Origin of the sequence: Sphingomonas qomolangmaensis (assembly GCF_024496245.1) — a bacterium.
Lineage (GTDB): Bacteria > Pseudomonadota > Alphaproteobacteria > Sphingomonadales > Sphingomonadaceae > Sphingomonas > Sphingomonas qomolangmaensis.
The window spans coordinates 1,906,021-1,926,186 of the sequence record NZ_CP101740.1; the positions used below are offsets into that span (position 1 = coordinate 1,906,021).

The 20,166-nt window shown below is 68.1% G+C and carries 24 protein-coding genes and 1 tRNA gene; 11 read left to right on the plus strand and 14 right to left on the minus strand.

Going from position 1 to position 20,166, the window contains the following annotated elements:
- Nucleotides 1–157: 157 nt before the first annotated feature.
- A complete protein-coding gene (locus tag NMP03_RS09020) occupies nt 158–697 on the plus strand; it encodes a hypothetical protein (RefSeq protein WP_455153293.1) in 540 nt (179 codons plus the stop codon).
- Between the two features lie 33 nt (nt 698–730).
- On the opposite strand, the gene NMP03_RS09025 is transcribed toward NMP03_RS09020, so the two are convergent.
- From NMP03_RS09025 to NMP03_RS09045, 5 genes are all read right to left on the minus strand, one after another.
- On the minus strand, nt 731–1,456 hold the full coding sequence (locus NMP03_RS09025; protein WP_256505032.1) for an extensin-like domain-containing protein: 726 nt from the start codon (nt 1,454–1,456) through the stop codon (nt 731–733).
- Nucleotides 1,453–2,208 carry an NUDIX domain-containing protein gene (locus tag NMP03_RS09030; RefSeq protein ID WP_256505033.1) on the minus strand — a complete coding sequence of 252 codons (756 nt, stop codon included), beginning with the start codon at nt 2,206–2,208 and terminating at the stop codon, nt 1,453–1,455. The genes NMP03_RS09025 and NMP03_RS09030 overlap by 4 nt, the downstream gene beginning before the upstream one ends.
- A gap of 41 nt (nt 2,209–2,249) precedes the next feature.
- Nucleotides 2,250–2,768, minus strand: coding sequence for a CBS domain-containing protein (locus NMP03_RS09035; RefSeq protein ID WP_256505034.1), 519 nt, complete (start codon nt 2,766–2,768; stop codon nt 2,250–2,252).
- Nucleotides 2,769–2,868: 100 nt separating this feature from the next.
- Nucleotides 2,869–3,858, minus strand: coding sequence for an NADP-dependent oxidoreductase (locus NMP03_RS09040; protein WP_256505035.1), 990 nt, complete (start codon nt 3,856–3,858; stop codon nt 2,869–2,871).
- 106 nt (nt 3,859–3,964) lie between these two features.
- Complete coding sequence (locus NMP03_RS09045; RefSeq protein ID WP_256505036.1) at nt 3,965–4,996, minus strand: DUF2171 domain-containing protein; 1,032 nt, start codon at nt 4,994–4,996, stop codon at nt 3,965–3,967.
- Nucleotides 4,997–5,198: 202 nt separating this feature from the next.
- On the opposite strand from NMP03_RS09045, the gene NMP03_RS09050 reads away from it, so the two are divergent.
- Nucleotides 5,199–5,274: transfer RNA gene (locus NMP03_RS09050), tRNA-Ala, on the plus strand.
- Between the two features lie 3 nt (nt 5,275–5,277).
- Here the strand turns inward: NMP03_RS09050 and NMP03_RS09055 are convergent.
- Nucleotides 5,278–6,204, minus strand: a complete 927-nt coding sequence (locus tag NMP03_RS09055; RefSeq protein ID WP_256505037.1) for an NAD(P)/FAD-dependent oxidoreductase — start codon at nt 6,202–6,204, stop codon at nt 5,278–5,280.
- A 48-nt stretch (nt 6,205–6,252) separates the two neighbouring features.
- On the opposite strand from NMP03_RS09055, the gene NMP03_RS09060 reads away from it, so the two are divergent.
- Nucleotides 6,253–6,600: a thiol-disulfide oxidoreductase DCC family protein gene (locus NMP03_RS09060; RefSeq protein ID WP_256505038.1), complete on the plus strand. Its 348-nt coding sequence runs from the start codon at nt 6,253–6,255 to the stop codon at nt 6,598–6,600.
- Nucleotides 6,597–7,094 carry a DUF427 domain-containing protein gene (locus tag NMP03_RS09065; RefSeq protein ID WP_256505039.1) on the plus strand — a complete coding sequence of 166 codons (498 nt, stop codon included), beginning with the start codon at nt 6,597–6,599 and terminating at the stop codon, nt 7,092–7,094. The genes NMP03_RS09060 and NMP03_RS09065 overlap by 4 nt, the downstream gene beginning before the upstream one ends.
- A 102-nt stretch (nt 7,095–7,196) precedes the next feature.
- On the opposite strand, the gene NMP03_RS09070 is transcribed toward NMP03_RS09065, so the two are convergent.
- From NMP03_RS09070 to ypfJ, 4 genes are read right to left on the minus strand one after another with little or no spacing between them, the layout of a single operon-like run.
- Nucleotides 7,197–7,376, minus strand: a complete 180-nt coding sequence (locus NMP03_RS09070; RefSeq protein WP_033922694.1) for a hypothetical protein — start codon at nt 7,374–7,376, stop codon at nt 7,197–7,199.
- 8 nt (nt 7,377–7,384) lie between these two features.
- Complete coding sequence (locus NMP03_RS09075) at nt 7,385–7,834, minus strand: YaiI/YqxD family protein (protein ID WP_256508077.1); 450 nt, start codon at nt 7,832–7,834, stop codon at nt 7,385–7,387.
- 5 nt (nt 7,835–7,839) lie between these two features.
- Nucleotides 7,840–8,313 (minus strand): GreA/GreB family elongation factor, encoded by a 474-nt coding sequence (locus tag NMP03_RS09080; protein WP_256505040.1) that lies wholly within the window; start codon nt 8,311–8,313, stop codon nt 7,840–7,842.
- Nucleotides 8,314–8,317: 4 nt separating this feature from the next.
- The gene (gene ypfJ / locus NMP03_RS09085; RefSeq protein WP_256505041.1) at nt 8,318–9,205 is read right to left on the minus strand and encodes a KPN_02809 family neutral zinc metallopeptidase; all 888 of its coding nucleotides are present in this window, start codon (nt 9,203–9,205) and stop codon (nt 8,318–8,320) included.
- Nucleotides 9,206–9,341: 136 nt separating this feature from the next.
- Here ypfJ and NMP03_RS09090 point away from each other — a divergent pair, with 136 nt between their 5' ends.
- The 4 genes from NMP03_RS09090 (at nt 9,342) to NMP03_RS09105 (ending at nt 13,305) form a co-directional block, all read left to right on the plus strand.
- Nucleotides 9,342–10,487, plus strand: coding sequence for a patatin-like phospholipase family protein (locus NMP03_RS09090; protein ID WP_256505042.1), 1,146 nt, complete (start codon nt 9,342–9,344; stop codon nt 10,485–10,487).
- Between the two features lie 28 nt (nt 10,488–10,515).
- Nucleotides 10,516–11,298, plus strand: a complete 783-nt coding sequence (locus NMP03_RS09095; protein WP_256505043.1) for a 3-hydroxybutyrate dehydrogenase — start codon at nt 10,516–10,518, stop codon at nt 11,296–11,298.
- Nucleotides 11,299–11,365: 67 nt separating this feature from the next.
- On the plus strand, nt 11,366–12,004 hold the full coding sequence (locus tag NMP03_RS09100; RefSeq protein ID WP_256505044.1) for a DUF4893 domain-containing protein: 639 nt from the start codon (nt 11,366–11,368) through the stop codon (nt 12,002–12,004).
- Entirely contained in the window at nt 12,001–13,305 is a 1,305-nt protein-coding gene (locus tag NMP03_RS09105; RefSeq protein ID WP_256505045.1) for an amidohydrolase, read from the plus strand. The genes NMP03_RS09100 and NMP03_RS09105 overlap by 4 nt, the downstream gene beginning before the upstream one ends.
- 70 nt (nt 13,306–13,375) lie before the next feature.
- On the opposite strand, the gene NMP03_RS09110 is transcribed toward NMP03_RS09105, so the two are convergent.
- Complete coding sequence (locus tag NMP03_RS09110) at nt 13,376–13,672, minus strand: hypothetical protein (protein WP_256505046.1); 297 nt, start codon at nt 13,670–13,672, stop codon at nt 13,376–13,378.
- A 118-nt stretch (nt 13,673–13,790) separates the two neighbouring features.
- Complete coding sequence (locus NMP03_RS09115) at nt 13,791–14,537, minus strand: Bax inhibitor-1/YccA family protein (protein WP_256505047.1); 747 nt, start codon at nt 14,535–14,537, stop codon at nt 13,791–13,793.
- A gap of 115 nt (nt 14,538–14,652) precedes the next feature.
- Between NMP03_RS09115 and thpR the strand changes: the two genes are divergently transcribed.
- The 3 genes from thpR to NMP03_RS09130 all read left to right on the plus strand — a co-directional run bounded on the left by thpR (nt 14,653) and on the right by NMP03_RS09130 (nt 17,024).
- Nucleotides 14,653–15,192 carry an RNA 2',3'-cyclic phosphodiesterase gene (thpR, locus tag NMP03_RS09120; protein WP_256505048.1) on the plus strand — a complete coding sequence of 180 codons (540 nt, stop codon included), beginning with the start codon at nt 14,653–14,655 and terminating at the stop codon, nt 15,190–15,192.
- A 97-nt stretch (nt 15,193–15,289) separates the two neighbouring features.
- Nucleotides 15,290–15,601, plus strand: a complete 312-nt coding sequence (locus NMP03_RS09125) for a glycine zipper 2TM domain-containing protein (protein WP_256505049.1) — start codon at nt 15,290–15,292, stop codon at nt 15,599–15,601.
- A gap of 235 nt (nt 15,602–15,836) precedes the next feature.
- A complete protein-coding gene (locus NMP03_RS09130) occupies nt 15,837–17,024 on the plus strand; it encodes a glycosyltransferase (RefSeq protein ID WP_256505050.1) in 1,188 nt (395 codons plus the stop codon).
- Between the two features lie 110 nt (nt 17,025–17,134).
- Here NMP03_RS09130 and gcvPB read toward each other — a convergent pair whose 3' ends face one another.
- Nucleotides 17,135–18,703: an aminomethyl-transferring glycine dehydrogenase subunit GcvPB gene (gene gcvPB / locus NMP03_RS09135; protein WP_406697536.1), complete on the minus strand. Its 1,569-nt coding sequence runs from the start codon at nt 18,701–18,703 to the stop codon at nt 17,135–17,137.
- Nucleotides 18,700–20,058: an aminomethyl-transferring glycine dehydrogenase subunit GcvPA gene (gene gcvPA, locus NMP03_RS09140; RefSeq protein ID WP_256505051.1), complete on the minus strand. Its 1,359-nt coding sequence runs from the start codon at nt 20,056–20,058 to the stop codon at nt 18,700–18,702. The genes gcvPB and gcvPA overlap by 4 nt, the downstream gene beginning before the upstream one ends.
- Nucleotides 20,059–20,166 lie beyond the last annotated feature (108 nt).

A 20,166-nucleotide genomic window follows, 5' to 3' on the forward strand; every position in this document is an offset into this window, starting at 1 on the left:
AGCGCGTGCGGCCGATCGCATAGATTGTTGCATTGCACCACCATCCATGGTCCTCTGTATGAACACGGGACAACGCAGGGTTCAGCTTTTGGTTAACCTGACTGTTCTACGGTGAACCGTGCAAAACGAGCGTTGGGAGTAGGCGATGGGTTCGAAGATGAAACCGGCCGAAGGCGCGATGGCGCTGGCGGAGATGAAAGAGTTCGCTGGCTTCAGCGCGGCGACCCAGCGTTATGTCCGGCGATCGCTCGATGTCGGGCTCGATCGGCAGGACGCGATGGCGCGCTGGTCGCGCGACGTGGTCGAGGCCGCGGGCATTCGCGCACAGACGCGGGTCTATGACCGGCTTCCCGAGGTTCGGGCTTTGGTGCCCGACGATAGCGGGCTCGAAGCGGTCGAGCCGTTCATGGCACCGCTGGTGAGCGTGTCGGCGTTCGACCTAGCGCAGGGTCGGCTGACCACCTTCGCAGCCTATCGCTTCCTCTATGAGCGGTTGATCGGTGCCGATGTCCGGCCCTGGCTGCCCGCGGCATTCTGCGCCGCGGCGGCGCTACCGACGCTGCATCCCGAATTGCGGCGGCGCTTGCTCCAGTCGATCAGCGAAGCCGCGGCGACCGCGTCGGGCTGGTCGAACCGCCAGCCGCGTTTCTATCCCGCCTGGGTCGAGAAGGTCGACACCGCGGCATTGCCCAACTGAGCCGCCCTCCCCTTCCGCGCAGGCGGGAGGGGATCAGCGGCAGGCGCCCCAGCCGGCGCCGCGATTGGCTTGGTCGAAGTGGAAATGGTCGCGGTGCGCGGCGTTGTAATCGGGGGACAGGACGGTGGCGAACAGATCGCAGCCGCCGTCGCGTACCTCGCGCAGGAAGGCGCCTTTCGCTGCGCTGTCGTCCCAGTCGTTCAATACGCTGATCCGGTCGCCTTGGGCGGTGCGGAAGCCTGCGATATCGACCGCGTTGGCGGTGGCGTGCTCGCTGAAATCGCCCTCGTCGCGGCCATAGAGCCGGCGACAATTATAGCTGCCGAGATGGTCGATCCGCGTCACGCGGCTGCCGAAATGCCGCTGGGCGGCGGGTTGGACGACATTCCATTCCCACATCGCCAGCGCCGCGGCGACGGGGCACGACACCCCCAGGTTCGACGGTGAGAACTCGATCCGGCGCGCGCCGCCGTCGGTGAAGCGGATGCCGTCGCTATAGCCGCATTGGCCGGCGCTCACGGGGGCGAGCGCGGTATATTCGATCCCCGCGCGATCGAGCAGCCCGCGGCAGGTGGCGAAATCTTCGCGCAGCCCCACCAGCTTGCCGCGGGTGAACATGCCCACCGGCTGCCCGAGGTCGAGCTCGGTCCAGGGCATGTCCTGCGGCCGGCTGCGGACGAAGGCGAACAGCGCGAAGGCGATCGCCAGCAGGATCGCGGCGATCGCCACCGACCCGATGATCCGCCGAACCGCGATCACGCGCGCAGCGCGCCGTCGAGCGCTTCGTGGGTGACCGGATAGCCGAGGTCTTCGGGAATGCAGAGCTGGTCGATCCCGCCGCGGCATTCGATCCAGGGGACGATCGTCCGCACCGGATACCGCCGCGCATGATCGACCGCCGCGGCGAAGCTGGAAAAAAGCGCCAGCCGTTCGAGGTTGCGCCGGGTGGGGAAGATGATCCGCATCCGCCCCGCCGCGGTTTCGTCGAGCACGTGCTGCGCGCTCGACCAGAACAGCCGGCTATTCTCGTTGCCGTCGACCACTGCGGGCACCGCATCGGCGGGCGCTTGCGCGAGGTAGAAGCGGGTATCGAAGATCTTGTGCGACACCCCCTGCGGCCGCCAGCGCGCGAAGGGCACCAACGCGTCGAGGTCGATGCGGTCGAGCCCGATCACCTGCCCCATCGTCTCGCCGGCATAGAGCCTGGCGCGCGCCGATTCGACGTCGATCGGGTCGGCCAGCCCGATTGCCAGCCCGGCTTCCTCGATCGTCTCGCGGATCGCGGCGATCCGTGCCGCCGCCTCGTCGATATCGGCCGCCGCCAGCGCGAGCGCGGCGGCGCGATCGGCATCGTCGACGCGGCCGCCGGGGAACACGATCGCGCCGCCGGCGAAGGTCATTGCCTTGGCGCGCTCGACGAACAGGATTTCGGGGGCCGCATCGCCGGTATCGCGCATGACGACCACAGTCGCGGCGGGCCAGATGGTGGCATTGTCGGGGGGCGAAGCCATGTCCTCGTCTAGGCGATCCGCCCCCCCTGGCAAAGCCGCGATCAGGTGGCGAAGATCGCGACCGCGACGATGATCGCGACGGTGTAGATCAGCAGCCCGATCACCATGAACGCCATGCTGAGGTCGGGGCCGAAGGTCGCCTTGGCCATGTTCTTGGCCTGCCCGAGCAGCTCGGGCCAGGTATAGGACACAAAATCGCCCTGCGTCATCACCGCGACCAGCCGATCATCGGCATCGACGATCGGCAACCGGCGAAAGCGTTCGTTCGACATGATGCGCAGCCAGCCAACCAGATCGTCGTCGGCGCGCGCCAACCGCAATTCGGTGGTCATCACCTCGCCGACGCGAGTCGTCATGGGGTCGCGGCGTTCAGCGACGACGCGGCGCAGGATGTCGCGCTCGGTCATCATCCCGATCACCCGCGTGTCGGGATCGACGACGATGATCGATCCGTAATTCTTCGCCGACATCGCCTGCGCCGCATCGACCACCAGCTGGTCGGGCGTGGTGGTCAGCGGCCGGGGCTTGCTGGCATATTCGGCGCGATCACGGATCTTCATCGATGCGGCTCCCAGGGCTCACTCGAAACCTGCGCGCAGCGACCACCGACCGCGATACGGACCAAGGGGCAAAGCTCGCCCCCCGGTCCGCCGCCAGCGCCTACAGCTTCACGAGCATCTTGCCGGTATTGCGGCCCGAGAAGAGGCCGAGGAACGCCTCGGGCATGTGTTCGAGCCCTTCGACCACCGTCTCTTGCCGCTGGAGCTTACCCTCGGCCATCCAGGTCGCCATGTCGGCGTAGAAGGCGGGCGCCTGGCCCATCCAGTCGCTGACCAGGAACCCCTGCATGCGGATCCGCGCGGCGATCGTCCGCGCGATGTAGCGAAGCTGGGTCGGCGCACCCGAATTATAGATGTCGATCATCCCGCAAATCGCGAAGCGCGCGCCCTGCCGCGCGGTCGCGAAGGCGGCGTCGAGATGGTCGCCGCCGACATTGTCGAAATAGACGTCGATGCCCTCGGGCGCAGCGGCGGACAGCTGGCGCGCCACGCTGCCCTCACCCTTGTAGTCGATGACCTGATCGGCGCCGAGTGAGCGTACCCAATCGCATTTGGCGGCACCGCCCGCCGATCCGATCACCGTCATCCCCTTGGCCTTGGCGATCTGCACCACCGTCGATCCGACCGCGCCGGCTGCGGCGGAGACGAACACCGTCTCGCCGGGCTTGGCCTCGGCGACGTGGAGCAGGCCGAAATAGGCGGTCATGCCGGGCATGCCGAGTTGGCCGAGAAACGCCTGTGCCGGGGCGTCGATCGCGGGCAATTTCTGCGCCTCGCGCGCGGGCAGCACCGCCTCGTCGCGCCAGCCGCCCATGTGGAGCACCCGGTCGCCCACCGCGAGCATGTCGCTGCGGCTTTCGATCACCTCGCCCACCGCGCCGCCGCCCATCGGCTCGCCCAGCGCAAAGGGCGCGGCATAGCTTTTGGCGTCGTTCATCCGCCCGCGCATATAGGGATCGACCGACAACCAGAGGTTGCGCACGCGCACCTGGCCATCGGCGAGCGCGGTGGCGGGGATGTCGCGCAGCGCGAAATCGTCGGCGGTGGGCATGCCATCGGGGCGGCGTTCCAGGTGCCAGGCGCGGGCCATGTCTCTCTCCTTGTCGTGATCAGTTGCACCTTGCTACGGGAAATGCCGCGCAAGAAAAAGGCCCGGGCGTCGCCGCCCGAGCCTTTTCACCGTGATGCCGCAGCGATCAGTAGCCGCGGGTCGGATTGCCGGTGCTGGTATCGCCCGCCCGGTCGGTCGGGCTGCGTTCGGACGACAGGCGATCATTGGGGAAGCGATCGGCTGCGCCCGGCTGGGCCGGCGTTTCGGATGCACGGTTCGGGCGCTCGCCGTCATTGTCCTTGAAGAATGCCTGGTTGGCCTCTTCGTCGCGCCACTGCGCCTGCGCCTCGTCGGCGGTCTTGCGGATCTTCAGCTTGTCACCGATGCTTTCGATCCAGCGCGACGGGATCGAATGGTGTCGCCCACCGGCATCCTGATCGGTCTTGGTCAGGATGATGCGGTCGCCACGCACCTTGTCGACGGTGCCGACATGGCCATCGTCGGACCCGACGACTTCCATATGCTCCTTGACCTGCGACAGCGCGGCGCGCTGCGTCTGGCGTTCGGTGCGGAAGCTGGCGAATTCGCTTTCGAACTTGTGCGCGTTCTCGCGGCGATATTCGTCATAGTCGCGGTCGAGATCGGCGACCTGCTTGCGGCGCCACCCGTCATAATGCTCGTCGCGGCCAAAGCCGCGGTCGGCGCCGTAGCGCTCGTCGTGGCGGCGATCCATTTCGCGGCGGCGCTCGGCCTCGTCGTCGCCGAACCACGAGCGGACCTCGTCGCCCGCGCGATCGATGAAGCCGCGATCGTCATAGTCATAGCCCTGCGGCTGGCCGGAGAAGCCGCGGCCATGCGGCTGGTGGCGGTCGAAATTGCCACGCTCGGGATCGGCGAAGCGATTGCGATCGGCGCTGTGGGTCGATCGACCATAGCCCGGTTGGCCGCGATCCTCGTCGCGGTGCGCGCCATAATGCGGCCGGCCATAGCCCTGCTGTCCCTGACCCTGCTGGGTGTAGCGGCCGTCGGGGCGGTGATCGTCGCGGTTGCCGCCATAATAATCGCGGTTGCCATAAGGGTCGCGGTCGCGCGCCGGATAATCGCCGCGCTGGCCGTCGTCGCGGTCTCGATACCCGCCGAAGCGGTCGTTGCCGCGTGAATCGCGTTCATAGCCCATCGAAAGATCCTCCTGGGATTTCGGTCAAGGGAAGCCATGGCGCTGGCCATGCGTCCTGCGATCTAGACGATTTCGTCGCCGTATCGGTTCCCGCGCCCTGACGCGCCCCAGCCGCAGCCCGGCGCAAGCACCTGCAAAACACCGCGAAAAGGAGCAAGGATCGTTGCGTCGCGGGTAGGCCGCAGCTAAAGCGATCGGCGGCGGGGCTGTAGCTCAGATGGGAGAGCGCTGCAATCGCACTGCAGAGGTCAGGGGTTCGATTCCCCTCAGCTCCACCAGCCCTAGCCGATCATTCGCGCCAGCTTGCTCCCCGAAGCCCAAGCGGCTTCGACGCGCGGGCCTTCGCGCCAGTCGCCGCATAGGCCCAGGCCAATATCGGTGCGCCATGCCGGGCCTGCGCCCCGCCCCGTCGTCCGTGCGTAGCGCCAGCGGTGCGCGGCGGCGTGCAGCGTGGGGGGCAGCGGCGCTTCGGCGCGGGCGGCGAGCGCGGCGAGCAGGTGCGGGACGATCGCTTCGGCGGTTTCCTCGAGATGCTTGGTCGACCAGGCGCCGCCGGCCTGCACGACCCAGGTTTCGCCGCTAGAGCGCCCCGGCTTGGCGCCATCGCGCGCCGCCCAGCCGAGCGGCTCGCCGGTCGCGCCGCGGATAACGTCGTCGGCGACCGCGACCCGCCGGTCGAACGCCGCCATCAGCGTCCAGCACGGCTCGGATACGGTGGCCGCCGCTGCTTCGGCGAGGTCGGGGGCGTGCGGCGCGACCAGTGCGGCTACCTGTTCGGCAGGCACCGCGACCACGACAGCGCCATAGAGTTCGGGACGCGTATCGAGCTGCCAGCCCGAGGGCGTTCGCGTCAGCGCTTCGATCCGTGCGCCCCACTCGACCGCATGGGTGTCGGCCATCGCGCGCACCGGCGCGTTCATGCCCGGCGTGCCGACCCAGGCATCGTCACCGGCAGCGGGCCAGCGCGCGGCGATCCCGGCGGCTTCCCAGCGTGCGACTTGCGCGGCGAAATCGGGATCGCGCGCGGTGAAATATTGCGCGCCGTGATCGAAGCGATAGGCCGCGCCCTCGTGTTCGACGCGGCGGGTCGACATCCGGCCGCCGGGGCCGCGCCCCTTGTCGAACAGTGCGACGCGATGCCCCGCCGCCGCGAGCTGATCGGCGCACGCCAGCCCGGCAATCCCCGCCCCGATGATCGCTACGTCCATTCGGCACCCCTTGGTTGCGGGCGCGGCGGCGCGCCCCATCTCGGCCACATGGCAGTGCTCCGCGTCTTTTACGATGGCCAATGTCCGCTGTGCCGGCGCGAGATCGCGGCGATGCGGCGGCTCGACCGGCGCGGCGCGATCGCGTTCGTCGATGTCGCCGACCCGCAGGCGAGCTGTCCGATCGACCGCAAGGCGGCGCTCGCGCGCTTCCATGCCGAGGAGGACGGGCGGATGCTGTCGGGCGCGGCGGCGTTCGCTGCGATGTGGCGCGCGATCCCGTTGCTGCGGCCGCTGGGGCTGGCGGCGCGCAACCGCGTGGTGCTCGGCGTGCTCGAGCGGCTGTACCTGCGGTTCCTGCGCGTCCGGCCGCGCCTGCAGCGGGCGCTGGCGCGATGAACTGGCCCAGACCCGATAGGGTCGCCCCCGGGCAGGAGAGCGTATGGGCCTATCCGCGCCCCGCGATCGCCGAACCCACCGCGCGGCATCTGGAAGTCCGGCATCGCGGGTTCGTCGTCGCCGATACACGCGCGGGGTTCCGCACGCTCGAGACGAGCCACCCGCCGACCTATTATTTCCCGCCGGCCGACGTCGCGATGGCGCTCCTGCGGCCCAATGGCCGGCGGTCGCTGTGCGAATGGAAGGGGCAGGCGATCTATTATGACGCGATCGTCGCGGGCGAGGTCATTGCCGATGCCGCCTGGGCCTATCCCGCGCCGACTCCGGCCTTCGCGGCGATGCGCGACCATGTCGCCTTCTACCCTGCGCTGTTCGACACCTGCCTGGTCGATGGCGAGCGCGCGGTGGCGCAGCCTGGCGGCTTTTACGGCGGCTGGATCACCAGCGACCTTGCCGGCCCGTTCAAGGGCATTCCCGGTAGCCGTTTCTGGTAACGTTGTCGTTGCGGAAGCTGGGCCTCAGCTTGGTCGAACCCCGCTGCGGGCTGAAAGCGAAGGACGGTGCTTCGACAAGCTCAGCACGAACGGACTGAATTGCTAGCGCAGCTTGGCGATGTTGAGCCCGTCGGCCTTGGCGCGGTCCTTCACCGACTCCTCGCTGCGCGTCATCGCCTTGGCGATCGCCTTGAGCGCCATGCCCTTCTTCGCCAGCGTGTGGAGCTTCTGGATCTCGTCCTGCGTCCAGGGCTGTCGGTGTCGTTCGAATTTTTCGGCCATGGCCTCCCCTATCCTGCTCGCTTGAGCCGCACCAGCGCATCGTCGAGCGCCGAGAGGAAGCGCGAGCGGTCCTGCTTCGAATAGGGCGCGGGGCCGCCGAGCTGTTCGCCGCCGGCGCGCAAATCGGCCATGATCGCGCGCACCGCGATCGCGCCGCCGATCGACGCGGTGGTGAAGGGCTTGCCGTTCGACGACAGCACGACTGCGCCGTTCTTGAGCGCGCGATCGGCGAGCAGGATGTCGGCGGTGACCACTACTGCGCGCGGGCCCGCCGCCTCGGCGATCCAATCGTCGGCGGCGTCGAAGCTGTCGCTGACCACGATCCGCTCGACGAAGGGCAAGGGCGGCACGCGCAGCCGCTGGTTGCTGACGATCGCGACCGACACGCCATGCCGCTGCGCGACGCGATAGACCTCGTCCTTGACCGGGCAGGCATCGGCATCGACCAGGATGCGGATCGCGCTCAGGCCTCGGGCTCCAGCGCCTCGGTAGCCAGGATCTCGATCGCTTCGGGCTTGCCCGCGAAATCGACGCATTCGCCGACTTCGGCGCCCATCATCGCCTGCGCGAGCGGCGCGGTGAAGGGCACCAGCCCCGCCGCCTGATCGGCCTCGTCGCTGCCGACCAGCGCGATCACCCGTTCCTGCCCGTTCAGCCGGAAGCGGACGCGCGAGCCGAACGCCACGATGTCGTTGCCCGGCGGCGGCTGCAGCTCGGCGGTGCCCGCACGGGTGTGCCAATAGCGAAGGTCGCGCCGGAGCCGCTTCACTTCCTCTTCGCCCGATGCGGCATCGACCGCAGCCTGCGCGGCATCGCGCCGCGCCTCGATCAGCTTCAATCCCGCACGCGTCACCAGATTGGGGCCGGGGGGCAGCGGCAATTCGAACGCGGGTTCCTTATGCTCTTCGTCGCTCTCGCGGCGGAATGCGACGCTCATCGGATCAGATCGCCCCGCTGAAGGTGTCGCACACCGCAGGATCGCCGCTGTTCAGCCCGCGTTGCAGCCACGCCTTGCGCTGTGCCGAGCTGCCATGGGTGAAGCTGTCGGGAACGACCTCGCCCTGCGTCTTGCGCTGGAGTGTGTCGTCGCCGATCGCGTTGGCGGCGGTCAGCCCTTCCTCGATATCACCCGCCTCGAGATATTGGCGGTTCTGCGCCGCCCAGACGCCGGCATAGCAATCGGCCTGCAGCTCTAGCCGGACCGACAATTGATTGCCTTCGGCCTCGCCCGCGCTTTGCTGGCGGCGCGTGACTTCGCCCGCCTGGCCGGTGAGGTTCTGGATATGGTGGCCGACCTCGTGCGCGATCACATAGGCCTGGGCGAAATCACCCGCCGCGCCGTAGCGCTGCGCCAGCTCGTCGAAGAAGCTGGTGTCGAGGTAGATTCCCTGGTCGGGCGGGCAGTAGAACGGCCCCGCCGCCGAGCTTGCCTGGCCGCAGCCCGAGCGAACCCCGGCCTGGTAGAAATTGAGCGTCGGCGCGCGATAGGTGCTGCCCTGCGCGGTGAACAGCTTCCCCCAAGTCTGTTCGGTCGACGCGAGCACCTGGCAGGTGAAGCGCCGCGCCTCGGTGTCGCAAACCGCCGCACCCGTCGCGGCCCCCGAGGTCGCCTGCGGCGCGCTGCCGCCGCCGGTGAGTCCGCCAAGCCCGCCGCTCATCGCGAAATAGATCAGCCCCACCACCACCAGCATGCCGATGCCGCCGCAGCCCATCCGACGACCGAGCAACAGCGGCAACAGCCCCAGCAAATTGAACCCGCCACCACCGCCGCCACCGCCCGAACCAAGATCGCGGACGTTGTTGCTGGGATCGAAATCGTCGAGACGCATTACCGGTGGATCCTTGGGAAAAGCAGCGAGAGGTCGTGCGCAGAATGCGCAGGGTTGGCAGTACGTTGCAACGCCGCTCATTTTAATCGCCGATTACGGTGTTGATGCAGTGCAACATCGACGCCATGTTCCGATAATGTCAGATATCGATTCCAGCTCGCCCCGCCGTCGTATCGCCAAGACGCTGCCGCTTCCCGACTGCGTGGCGCTGGTCCTGCAAGGCGGCGGCGCGCTGGGGAGTTTCCAGGCGGGCGTCTTCGAAGCGCTGGCGCAGGCCGAGGTCGAGATCGACTGGGTCGCGGGAATCTCGATCGGCGCGGTCAACGCCGCGATCATCGCGGGCAACCCGCCCGAACGCCGCGTCGAGCGGCTGCGCGCCTTTTGGGAATTGCTCACCAGCGGGCTGCCGAGCTTCCCGATCTTTCCCGACGAGCGATTGCGCGAATTCCTCCACGAATGGTCGGCGGGCGCGGTGATCGCGCAAGGCGTGCCGGGCTTTTTCCGCCCGCGCGTGCTGCCGCCGACCTTCGCGAGCCCAGGCAGTTGCGAGGCGCTGAGCTTCTATGATTCGACCCCGCTCAAGGACACGCTCGACAGCCTGATCGACTGGGATCTCGCCAATGAGGGGCCGATCCGGCTGTCGGTGGGCGCGGTCGAGGTGCGGACGGGCAATTTCCGCTATTTCGATTCACGCACCGATCGGATCGACGCGCGCCACATCATGGCCTCGGGCGCGCTGCCGCCGGGGCTGCCGCCGGTCGACATCGACGGGGTGATGTACTGGGACGGCGGGCTCGTTTCGAACACCCCGCTGACGCATGTCATGGAGCATCAGGACGCGGCGATGCTGGTATTCCAGGTCGATCTGTTTTCGGCCACCGCCGAAAGCCCGCGAACGATGATGGACGTGATGAACCGCGAAAAGGAAATCCGCTATTCGAGCCGGACGCGCCAGGTGACCAACGAGCAGCTCAAGCTGCGCCAGGAACGCGAGGCGATCCGCCGGGTGCTGGCCAAGCTGCCCAAGGCGCTGTGCGAGGATCCCGACGTGGTCGCGCTCAAGGCGCAGGCCGCCGAGCTGCCGGTGGCTTTGGTCCACCTGATTCACCGCGCCAATGCCTGGGAGGGCGGCAGCCGCGATTTCGAATTTTCGCAGCGGACGATGCGCGAGCATTGGCAGGCGGGGCGCGACGGGATCGAGCGCACCTTGGCGCAATCGCAGGTGGTTGCCGCGAACATCGTCGACGGGCGCACGGCAGCCTTCGATCTCACCCGGCGTTGAGCCAATCGAATTCCAGACGGAGAATCGCATGTTTCTGAAAGGCAAGACCGCCCTCATCACCGGCTCGACGTCGGGCATCGGCCTGGCTTATGCCAAGGCGCTGGCGGCCGAGGGCGCAAACGTGATGATCAACGGCTTCGGCGACGAAGCCGCGATCGAGGCCGAGCGTGCGGCGCTTCAGGAAACCAGCGGCGGCAAGGCGCTGTACGACGGCGCCGACATGACCAAGCCCGAGCTGATCGCGGCGCTGGTGCAGCGCTGCCACGACGAGCTGGGCGGGCCCGACATCGTCATCAACAATGCCGGCATTCAATATGTCGCCAAGATCGAGGAATTCCCGACCGAGAAGTGGGACGCGATCATCGCGATCAACCTCAGCTCGGCGTTCCACATGATGCACGCCGCGGTGCCATATATGAAGGAAGCCGGCTGGGGCCGGATCATCTCGACCGCGTCGGCGCACAGCCTGGTCGCGAGCCCCAACAAGGCCGCCTATGTCGCCGCCAAGCACGGGCTGGCCGGCCTCACCAAGACCGTCGCGCTCGAAACCGCGACCTTCGGGATCACCGCCAATTGCATCTCGCCGGGCTATGTCTGGACCCCGCTGGTCGAACATCAGATCCCCGACACGATGAAGGCGCGCGGGCTTACGCGCGAGCAGGTGATCAACGATGTGCTGCTCGATGCGCAGCCGACCAAGGAGTTCGTCACCTCCGAACAGGTCGCCGCGCTCGCGCTGTTCCTGTGCCGCGGCGAGGCGAAATCGATCACCGGCGCCAACCTGTCGGTCGATGGTGGGTGGACCGCCTGACGCGTTCGGCTTGGCAAGCTCGAAACCGGCGTTAGGGTAAAGCGAAACCAATCGGGATTCGCGTACCATGATTTCGAAATCGCTCGCGGCGTGCGGCCTGGCGCTTCTGATGGCCGGCTGTGGCGGATCGGGGGGCGAGCTTGGCCCCCGCGCATCGGCACCGGTGGCGGCGGCGCCCGCCGACTGGCGCAACGTCGCCACCACCGCCGATCGCGATCGGTTGCGGCGCTGGCGCGACGCCTGGATGCAGGCGCTGCCCGCGGCGCGGAAGGGCAACGCTGCCGAAATAGACGAACAGGGCGCGTTATTTGACCCCGATCGCGCGCTGCCCGGCGCGATGCCGCCGCCGGGTGCCTATCGCTGCCGCGTGTTCAAGCTTGGCGCGGCGGGGCCGGCGATGCTCGATTATGTCGCCTATCCGTTCTTCGACTGCCGCATCGATGCCGAGGGCGACGTGCTGAGCCTGTACAAGCAGACCGGGTCGCAGCGACCCGTCGGGCTGTTGTTCGCCGACACCGACGCGCGCGCGGTGTTCCTGGGGACGCTGGTGCTGGGCGACGAGCGCGCGCCGCTCGAATATGGCCAGGACGGGAACCGCGACATGGCGGGCTTCGTCGAACGCGTCGGCGATCGCCGCTGGCGGCTGGTGCTGCCATGGCCGCGCTTCGAATCGAAGCTCGACATCATCGAACTGGTGCCGGCATGAACGCGCGGCTGCTGCTGGGCGCGATGCTGCTCGCATCGCCCGCCGCGGCCGAACCGGTGCGCGAGGCGACGCAGGCGCAGCTTCCCGCGCTGATGACGCTGTACCGCGATCTCCACGCGACCCCCGAGCTCAGCCTGCAGGAGGCCAAGACCGCGGCGAAGCTGGCCAAGCTCGCGCGCGACGCGGGGTTCGAGGTGACCGAGCGCGTCGGCGGCCACGGCGTCGTCGCGGTGCTGCGCAACGGACCGGGGCCGGTACTGTTGATACGCACCGATACCGATGGGCTGCCGGTGATCGAAGCGACCGGGCTGCCCTTTGCCTCGAAGGTTCGCGCAACGACGGCGGAGGGCACCGAGACCGGCGTCATGCACGCCTGCGGCCACGACACGCATATGACCGCCTGGGTCGGCGCGATGCGCAACCTGGCCAAGATGAAGGGCGTATGGTCGGGCACGCTGGTGATGATCGCGCAGCCTGCCGAGGAGAAGGGCGCGGGTGCCAAGGCGATGCTCGACGACGGGCTCTACACGCGCTTCCCCAAGCCCAGCCATGCGATCGCTTTCCATGACAGCGCGACGATGGCGGCGGGGACGCTGGCGGTGCGCGCGGGGCATATGATGGCCAATGTCGATTCGGTCGACGTCGTCGTGCGCGGGATCGGCGGGCATGGCGCCTATCCTGCGACGACCAAGGACCCGGTGGTGCTCGGCGCGCGGATCGTCGGCGCGCTGCAGACTTTGGTGAGCCGCGAGAACGACCCGCAGCAGCCCGCGGTGGTGACCGTCGGCAGCTTTCGCGGTGGTACGTCGCACAACATCATTTCCGACGAAGCGACGCTGCTGATCACGGTGCGCAGCTATTCGGACGAGGTGCGCCAGAAATTGCTCGCGGGCATCGCGCGGATCGCGCGCGGCGAGGCGATCGCGGCGGGCATTTCCGATGACCGGATGCCGGTGGTGACGGTGCGGACCGACTATACCCCGGCGACGTTCAACACCGAGGCGCTGTCGGGGCAGCTGGAGACGCTGTTCACCCAGCGCTTCGGCGCCGAGCGAGTGCCCGAGGTCCCAGCCGTCATGGTGGGCGAGGATTTCAGCCGTTATTACCTCGCCGACAAGCAGATCGAGAGCGTGCTGTTCTGGGTCGGCGGGGTGCCCCAGGACAAATGGTCGGCGGCGCAGGCGGGCGGCGCGGCATTGCCATCGCTCCACAGCGCAACCTGGGCGCCCGATGCCGAGGCGGTGATCGGCACCGCCGCCGAAGCCACGACCGCGGCAGCGCTCGATATCCTTAAGCGATAGCCAACTGGGCCCGCCGAAGGCCGTTGTCGCGCGCATAGTCGTACGCGCGAAACAACGGCTCTAGCTCCAATCAGACGCCGCGCAGGCTTGCCTCGGCGGCTTCGTCGAAGCCCGACGAAGGCGCGGGCTCGTCGCCTGCGCCCGGCTGGGTCAGTGCGGGAACATCCGACGCATCCATCGATTCGTCGAGCCCGCGGTCGAGCTTGGCTTCGCAATCATCGGGATCGTCCTCGAGCCGCTCGGCAATCGCCTCGTCGCTACCCGCATCGGCCGAGCCCGCGGGCTGTTTCTCGTTCGCGGGGTCGCCGGGGGCCACCGACAGGCTGTCGATCGCTGCGTCGTCGATTGGAAGTTCGCCCTGAGCCATCACGGTACCTTTCAGATGATAAGCCGCTTCAACGAAGCGGGAGCCAGCCACGTTCCCAAGAAAAAGGGGCCCGGCGATCGCTCGCCGGGCCCCCGATTTTTCGCTGGGTTGCCGCCGCTTATTCGCGGTTGCCACCGAACAGGCGAAGGATGAACAAGAACATGTTGATGAAGTCGAGGTAAAGGCTCAACGCCCCCAGGATCACGACCTTGCCCTGCATGTCGGTACCGGCGACATGAGCATACATGCTCTTGATCTTCTGCGTGTCGTACGCGGTCAGACCAGCGAAGATCAGCACGCCTGCGATCGAGATGATCAGGTTCATCACGCCCGACTGCAGGAAGATGTTGATCACGCTGGCGACGAGCAGGCCGACGACGCCCATGATCAGGAAGGTGCCGAACGCCGACAGGTCCTTCTTGGTGGTGTAGCCGAACAGGCTGAGGCCCGCGAAGCCCGCGGCGGTAGCGAAGAACGCACCCGCGATCGACGTGCCCGAATACACCAGGAAGATCGTCGACAGCGACAGGCCCATCAGGACCGCGAAGCCCCAATACAGCATCTGCAGCGTCGCGGTGGACATCCGGTTCTGCCCGAAGCTCATTGCGAACACGACCGCCAGCGGCGACAGCACGATGATCCATTTCAGGATGCCGCCACCCATCATGATCTGCGCGGCGGGCGATTCCATGCCGCCCCACGAAAACAGCAGCGCGACGATGCCCGTCAGCAGCACGCCCGACGTCATGTAGTTGTAGACCGAAAGCATATAGGACCGCAGCCCCGCATCATACGCATCGGTGCGCGTACCTGCGCCCGTCGCATACGGTGCGGCGGTCGTACGGGGATCCGACCAATTTGCCATTGTGAACTCCTTTGCCCGGCACGCTTGCCGGAATAACAGGAATATCGGGTGAAACCCCCGCCAATTCAAGCGAAACCGGGTCGCGTCGGCATAGATTCGGGGGTAATCGGGCGTGATGCATCGCCTGTTCGTCGGCCTTCGCCCGCCCTTGGCGGTGCGCGAGCGGCTCCTCGCCGCGATGGACGGCGTGGTCGGCGCACGCTGGCAGGACGACGACCAACTCCACGTCACGTTGCGCTTCATCGGCGAGGTCGAGCGGCCGGTGGCCGAGGATATCGCGGTGGCACTGGGATCGGTACACGCCGCGCCGTTGACGCTTTCGATCGACGGGGTCGGGCGGTTCGAGCGCCGCGGTCGGTCCAACAGCCTGTGGGCGGGGGTGCGCCCGGCCGAGCCGATCACGCGGCTGCACCGCAAGATCGACCAGGCTTTGGTACGGATCGGGCTGCCGCCCGAGGGCCGCGCCTATCTGCCGCACATCACGCTGGCGCGGATCGGTGGCGGCGCGGGACCGGTCGAGGGGTTTCTTGCCGAGCATGCGGCGCTGACGAGCGCGCCGTTCACGCTCGATCATGTCCTGCTGTTCGAAAGCACGCTTGGGAGCGACGGCCCGACCTACGAGACGATCGCGCGCTACCCGCTGAGCGGCGCATAGCCCGGTAAAACGCCAGCTTTCGTTTCGTTCATGAAACTGTTCGGGGCGGTGCGGCGTTATCGGGTTCGGTTTCAAGTGAAGTAGATGGAGTATCCCCATGCGTAGCATCATGATGGCGGTTGCCGCCGCGAGCCTGCTCGCCCCCGTCGCGGTGGTCATCCCCACCGACAAGGCCGAGGCATCGGCGCAGAAGCGCGGCAAATATCGCGAATGGCGCGGTCGCGACGGCAAGCGCTATTGCCGCAAGCCCGACGGCACCACTGGCCTGGTCGTCGGCGGCGTTGCAGGCGCGCTGGTCGGGCGCACGATCGACACGCGCGGCGACCGTACGCTGGGGACGCTGGCGGGTGCCGGCGTCGGCGCGCTCGCGGGTCGCGCGGTCGAGCGCGGCGCGAGCAAGTGCCGCTGAGCCAGCGGTTACGCTGATATGAGAGGGCGGGAGGCGCGAGCTTCCCGCCCCTTTTTTTGTAGGCGGCCCCACTGCCTTCGTCACCCCGGACTTGGTCCGGGGTCCACGGTTCCGCTCACGTTGCCGCCGGAGCCTCTTGCCGCCCGGCGGGCCCCGGACAAAGTCCGGGGTGACGGCTGGGGCGCATGGCTTCGACGGTAACGCGCTGTTACGCTTGTCCAGCTAACACCCCCTGATGCTGCGCGTCCTGACCCTCTCCAGCCTGTTCCCCGATGCGACCCGGCCAAATTTCGGCGTGTTCGTCGAGCGCCAGACGCTCGGGCTGGCCGCCCTGCCCGATGTGGCGGTGCGCGTGGTCGCGCCGATCGGATTGCCCCCCTTCCCGCTATACCGCCAACCGCGATACGCGCCGCTGGCCGGCCTACCGCTGGCCGAAAGCTGGAAGGGCCTCACTCTCGAGCGGCCGCGGTTCGTCAATGTGCCGGCGACCGGCGGACGCTTCCATGCCGCGCTGCTGGCGCGGGCGCTGGTACCGGTGCTCACCCGAATCCGTGCCGAATTCACGTTCGACGTCATCGATGCCTCGTTCTTCTTTCCCGACGGACCCGCCGCGGTGGCGCTGGGCAAGCGTTTCGGGGTGCCGGTGTCGATCAAGGCGCGCGGGGCCGATATCCATCACTGGGGCAACGCACCTGCGACCGCGCCCCAGGTCCGCGCCGCGGCGCTTACCGCCGACGGGTTGCTCGCGGTGAGCGAGGCGATGCGCGGCGACCTGATTGCGCTGGGGGCGCCGGCGGAAAAGGTGCGGGTGCACCATACCGGGGTCGATCAAGCGCGGTTCGCGCCTGGGGACCGCGATGCCGCCAAGGCGCGGCTGGGGGTCACCGGGCCGCTGGTGGTGTCGGTAGGGGCGCTGATCGCGCGCAAGGGGCACGCTATCGTCATCGACGCGGTAGCGCGGCTGGCGGGGGTGTCGTTGCTCATCGCGGGAGACGGACCCGATCGCTCCGGCTTGCAGGCGCGGATCGATGCCGCGGGGGTTGGCGATCGGGTGCGGTTGCTGGGCAGCGTGCCGCATGACGATCTACCCGCGTTGCTCGGCGCGGCCGATGTAATGGCGCTGGCCTCGTCTTCGGAGGGGCTCGCGAATGCCTGGGTCGAGGCGCTGGCGAGCGGGACACCGATCGTGATCACCGATGCAGGAGGCGCCGCCGAGGTGGTCGACCGGCCTGCGGCGGGACGGATCGTCGCGCGGACGGTCGAGGGGTTTGCCCAGGGAATCGCGGCGGTGTTGGCGGAGGCGCCCGATGTCGCGGCGGTGCGTGCGGCGGCGGCGCGGTTTACGTGGGAGCGGAATGCCGAGGCTTTGCGCGCGCATATGGCGCGATTGGTCGAGCGCTATTCCCAGACCCGTTCGGGCTGAGCTTGTCGAAGCCCGCCCCTGCCATCAACGCCGGCGCGCGGTGTAAGTGGGGGCCGCCCTTCGACAAGCTCAGAGCGAACGGGGGGCAGTAGTCCCCTGCCCCCCCCCCGCTATTCCGCCGCTTCGGCCAGCGGCGCGTCCTTCCACACCAGCACCGGCTTGCGCGCCGCCAGCGTCTCGTCGAGCCGCCGACGCGGCGCAAAGTGCGGCGCCGATTTCAGCGACGGATCACCCGCCTTGGCGCGTTCGGCGACCGAGCGCAGCGCGCCGATGAACTGGTCGAGCGCCGCCTTGCTTTCGGTCTCGGTCGGTTCGACCAGCATCGCGCCATGGACGACCAGCGGGAAATACACCGTCATCGGGTGGAACCCCTCGTCGATCAGCCCCTTGGCGACGTCGAGCGTCGAGAAGCCCTCGGCAAGGTTGTCGTCGCTGAACAAGGCTTCGTGCATGCACGGCCCCGAAGCCGCGAAGGGCGCGTCGAGCGTGCCCTCGAGGCTGCGCAGGACGTAGTTGGCGTTGAGCACCGCATCCTCGGCGACCTGGCGCAGGCCGTCGGCGCCGTGGCTCATGATGTAGCTGAGCGCGCGGGTGAACATTCCCATCTGGCCGTGGAACGCGACCATCCGGCCGAAGGCGCTGGCGTGATGATCCTGCGCATTTTCCTCCTCGACCAGGGCGAAGCCCTCGTCGGTCTTTTCGACGAAGGGCAAGGGCGCGAAGGGGGTCAGCGCCTTCGAGAACACCACCGGCCCCGAGCCCGGCCCGCCGCCGCCATGCGGGGTCGAGAAAGTCTTGTGCAGGTTGATGTGCATCGCATCGACGCCGAGATCGCCGGGGCGAACCCGCCCGACGATCGCGTTGAAGTTCGCCCCGTCGCAATAGACGAAACCGCCGGCGGCGTGGACCATGTCCGAAATCTCGCGCAGGTCGCGCTCGAACAGCCCGCAGGTATTGGGGTTGGTGATCATCACCCCCGCCACATCGGGGCCCAGCCGCGCCTTGAGCGCCGCGACGTCGACGCGGCCCTCGGGCGTGGCGGGCACGTCCTCGACCTTGTAGCCGGCAAAGGCCGCGGTGGCGGGGTTGGTGCCGTGCGCGCTTTCGGGGACGAGGATCACTTGGCGCGCGTCGCCGCGTGCCTCGAGCGCGGCGCGGATCGCGAGGATGCCGCAGAGTTCGCCATGCGCACCCGCCTTGGGGCTCATCGCGACCGAATCCATGCCGGTGAGCGTCACGAGCCAATGCTGCAATTCGTGGATCAACCCGAGTGCGCCCTGGACGGTATCGACCGGCTGGAGCGGGTGGATGTCGGCGAAGCCGGGCAACCGCGCCATTTTTTCGTTGAGCCGCGGATTATGCTTCATCGTGCACGAGCCGAGCGGGAAGAAGCCCAGGTCGATGCCGTAATTCTGGCGGCTGAGCCGGGTGTAGTGGCGCACCGTCTCAGGCTCGGACAGCCCGGGCAAGCCGATCGGCCTGGCGCGCGCGAGGCTGCCCAGGCGGCTGGCGCCCCTGGGGGTCTCGGGCAGATCGACGCCGCAGGTGGTGTCGCTGCCGATCTCGAAGATCAGCGCTTCCTCGAGCATCAGCGCGCGATTGCCGGTGAAGGTCGCGGCGGTGGCGGTGTCGCCGCTGCCCATTTCGGGCTTCCAGCCGCTCTGATTGATCGCGTTCATGCCAGCACCGCCTCAAGCGCGCCCGCGAGCGCTTCGACATCGTCGGCGGTCGCGGTTTCGGTCACCGCGACGACCAGTCCGTTCTGCAGCGCATCGGCGCCCGGATACAGCCGGCCCAAAGACACCCCGGCGAGTATGCCGCGATCGGCGAGCGTGCGCACCACCGGCCGCGCCTCCTTCGACAGCTTCAGCGTGAATTCGTTGAAGAAGGTCGGCGTCACCAGCTCGACCCCCGCGACCTGCGTCAGCCGGTCGGCGGCGGCGCTGGCGGCGAGGTGGTTCGCCTGCGCGAGCCCGCGCAGCCCCTTTTCGCCGAGCAGCGTCATGTGGATCGAGAAGGCGAGCGCACAAAGCCCCGAATTGGTGCAGATGTTCGACGTCGCCTTTTCGCGGCGGATGTGCTGTTCGCGCGTCGATAGCGTCAGCACGAAGCCGCGCTTGCCCTCGGCATCCTGCGTCTGGCCGCATAGCCGCCCGGGCATCTGGCGGACATATTTCTCCTTGCAACCGAACAGCCCGACATAAGGCCCGCCGAATTGCAGCCCGACGCCGAGCGACTGGCCTTCGCCGACGACGATGTCGGCGCCCATCTCGCCTGGGCTACGGATCGCGCCGAGTGCCACCGGTTCGGTGACCACCGCGATCAGCAGCGCCTTCTTGGCCTGGCAGGCGGCAGCGAGTTCGGACAGGTCGCCGATCCGGCCCAGGATGTCGGGATATTGCACCACCACGCACGAGGTATCGTCGTCGATCCGCGCGATCAGGTCGGCGGTGTCGGGTTCGGCGGTGAGCGCCGGCGCCGCGGTTTCGAGCACGTCGCCGGTGAACTTGGCCATGGTGTTGGCGACCGAGACATAATGCGGGTGGAGGCCCGAAGAAACGATCGCCTTGGCCTTGCGCGTCACCCGCCGCGCCATCGTGATCGCCTCCCAGCACGCGGTCGATCCGTCGTACATCGATGCGTTGGCGACGTCGGTGCCCAGCAGCCGCGCGACCTGTGTCTGGAACTCGAACAGCATCTGCAACGTGCCCTGCGCGATTTCGGGCTGGTACGGCGTGTAGGCGGTCAGGAACTCGCCGCGCTGGATCAGGTGATCGACGCTGGCGGGCACGTGATGGCGATACGCGCCGCACCCCAGGAAGAAGGGCACTTCGCCCGCGACGGTGTTCTTGCGGGCAAGCGCGGTGAGGTGGCGTTCGACGGCGAGTTCGCTGGCATGGCCGGGAAGCCCGTGGATCGGGCCGTCGAGCCGCGCGGCTTGCGGCACGTCGACGAACAGGTCGTCGATGCTGGCGGCACCGATCGTGGCGAGCATCGCGCTGCGATCGTCGGTGGTGAGCGGGAGGTAGCGCATTCTTGGTTCCTGCTGTCCCCCTCCCGCTTGCGGGAGGGGTTAGGGGAGGGCTTGTGAGGGGCGCCCTTCAGACAGGCCCTCCCCCCAACCCCTCCCGCAAGCGGGAGG

Bases quoted from the DNA above. Each gene is read 5' to 3' on its own strand.
- NMP03_RS09020 (WP_455153293.1), top strand. From the start codon at position 158: ATGAAACCGGCCGAAGGCGCGATGGCGCTGGCGGAGATGAAAGAGTTC.
- NMP03_RS09030 (WP_256505033.1), bottom strand. From the start codon at position 2,208: ATGGCTTCGCCCCCCGACAATGCCACCATCTGGCCCGCCGCGACTGTG.
- NMP03_RS09035 (WP_256505034.1), bottom strand. From the start codon at position 2,768: ATGAAGATCCGTGATCGCGCCGAATATGCCAGCAAGCCCCGGCCGCTG.
- NMP03_RS09040 (WP_256505035.1), bottom strand. From the start codon at position 3,858: ATGGCCCGCGCCTGGCACCTGGAACGCCGCCCCGATGGCATGCCCACC.
- NMP03_RS09045 (WP_256505036.1), bottom strand. From the start codon at position 4,996: ATGGGCTATGAACGCGATTCACGCGGCAACGACCGCTTCGGCGGGTAT.
- NMP03_RS09055 (WP_256505037.1), bottom strand. From the start codon at position 6,204: ATGGACGTAGCGATCATCGGGGCGGGGATTGCCGGGCTGGCGTGCGCC.
- NMP03_RS09060 (WP_256505038.1), top strand. From the start codon at position 6,253: ATGGCAGTGCTCCGCGTCTTTTACGATGGCCAATGTCCGCTGTGCCGG.
- NMP03_RS09065 (WP_256505039.1), top strand. From the start codon at position 6,597: ATGAACTGGCCCAGACCCGATAGGGTCGCCCCCGGGCAGGAGAGCGTA.
- NMP03_RS09070 (WP_033922694.1), bottom strand. From the start codon at position 7,376: ATGGCCGAAAAATTCGAACGACACCGACAGCCCTGGACGCAGGACGAG.
- NMP03_RS09080 (WP_256505040.1), bottom strand. From the start codon at position 8,313: ATGAGCGTCGCATTCCGCCGCGAGAGCGACGAAGAGCATAAGGAACCC.
- ypfJ (WP_256505041.1), bottom strand. From the start codon at position 9,205: ATGCGTCTCGACGATTTCGATCCCAGCAACAACGTCCGCGATCTTGGT.
- NMP03_RS09090 (WP_256505042.1), top strand. From the start codon at position 9,342: ATGTCAGATATCGATTCCAGCTCGCCCCGCCGTCGTATCGCCAAGACG.
- NMP03_RS09095 (WP_256505043.1), top strand. From the start codon at position 10,516: ATGTTTCTGAAAGGCAAGACCGCCCTCATCACCGGCTCGACGTCGGGC.
- NMP03_RS09100 (WP_256505044.1), top strand. From the start codon at position 11,366: ATGATTTCGAAATCGCTCGCGGCGTGCGGCCTGGCGCTTCTGATGGCC.
- NMP03_RS09105 (WP_256505045.1), top strand. From the start codon at position 12,001: ATGAACGCGCGGCTGCTGCTGGGCGCGATGCTGCTCGCATCGCCCGCC.
- NMP03_RS09110 (WP_256505046.1), bottom strand. From the start codon at position 13,672: ATGGCTCAGGGCGAACTTCCAATCGACGACGCAGCGATCGACAGCCTG.
- NMP03_RS09115 (WP_256505047.1), bottom strand. From the start codon at position 14,537: ATGGCAAATTGGTCGGATCCCCGTACGACCGCCGCACCGTATGCGACG.
- thpR (WP_256505048.1), top strand. From the start codon at position 14,653: ATGCATCGCCTGTTCGTCGGCCTTCGCCCGCCCTTGGCGGTGCGCGAG.
- NMP03_RS09125 (WP_256505049.1), top strand. From the start codon at position 15,290: ATGCGTAGCATCATGATGGCGGTTGCCGCCGCGAGCCTGCTCGCCCCC.
- NMP03_RS09130 (WP_256505050.1), top strand. From the start codon at position 15,837: ATGCTGCGCGTCCTGACCCTCTCCAGCCTGTTCCCCGATGCGACCCGG.
- gcvPB (WP_406697536.1), bottom strand. From the start codon at position 18,703: ATGAACGCGATCAATCAGAGCGGCTGGAAGCCCGAAATGGGCAGCGGC.
- gcvPA (WP_256505051.1), bottom strand. From the start codon at position 20,058: ATGCGCTACCTCCCGCTCACCACCGACGATCGCAGCGCGATGCTCGCC.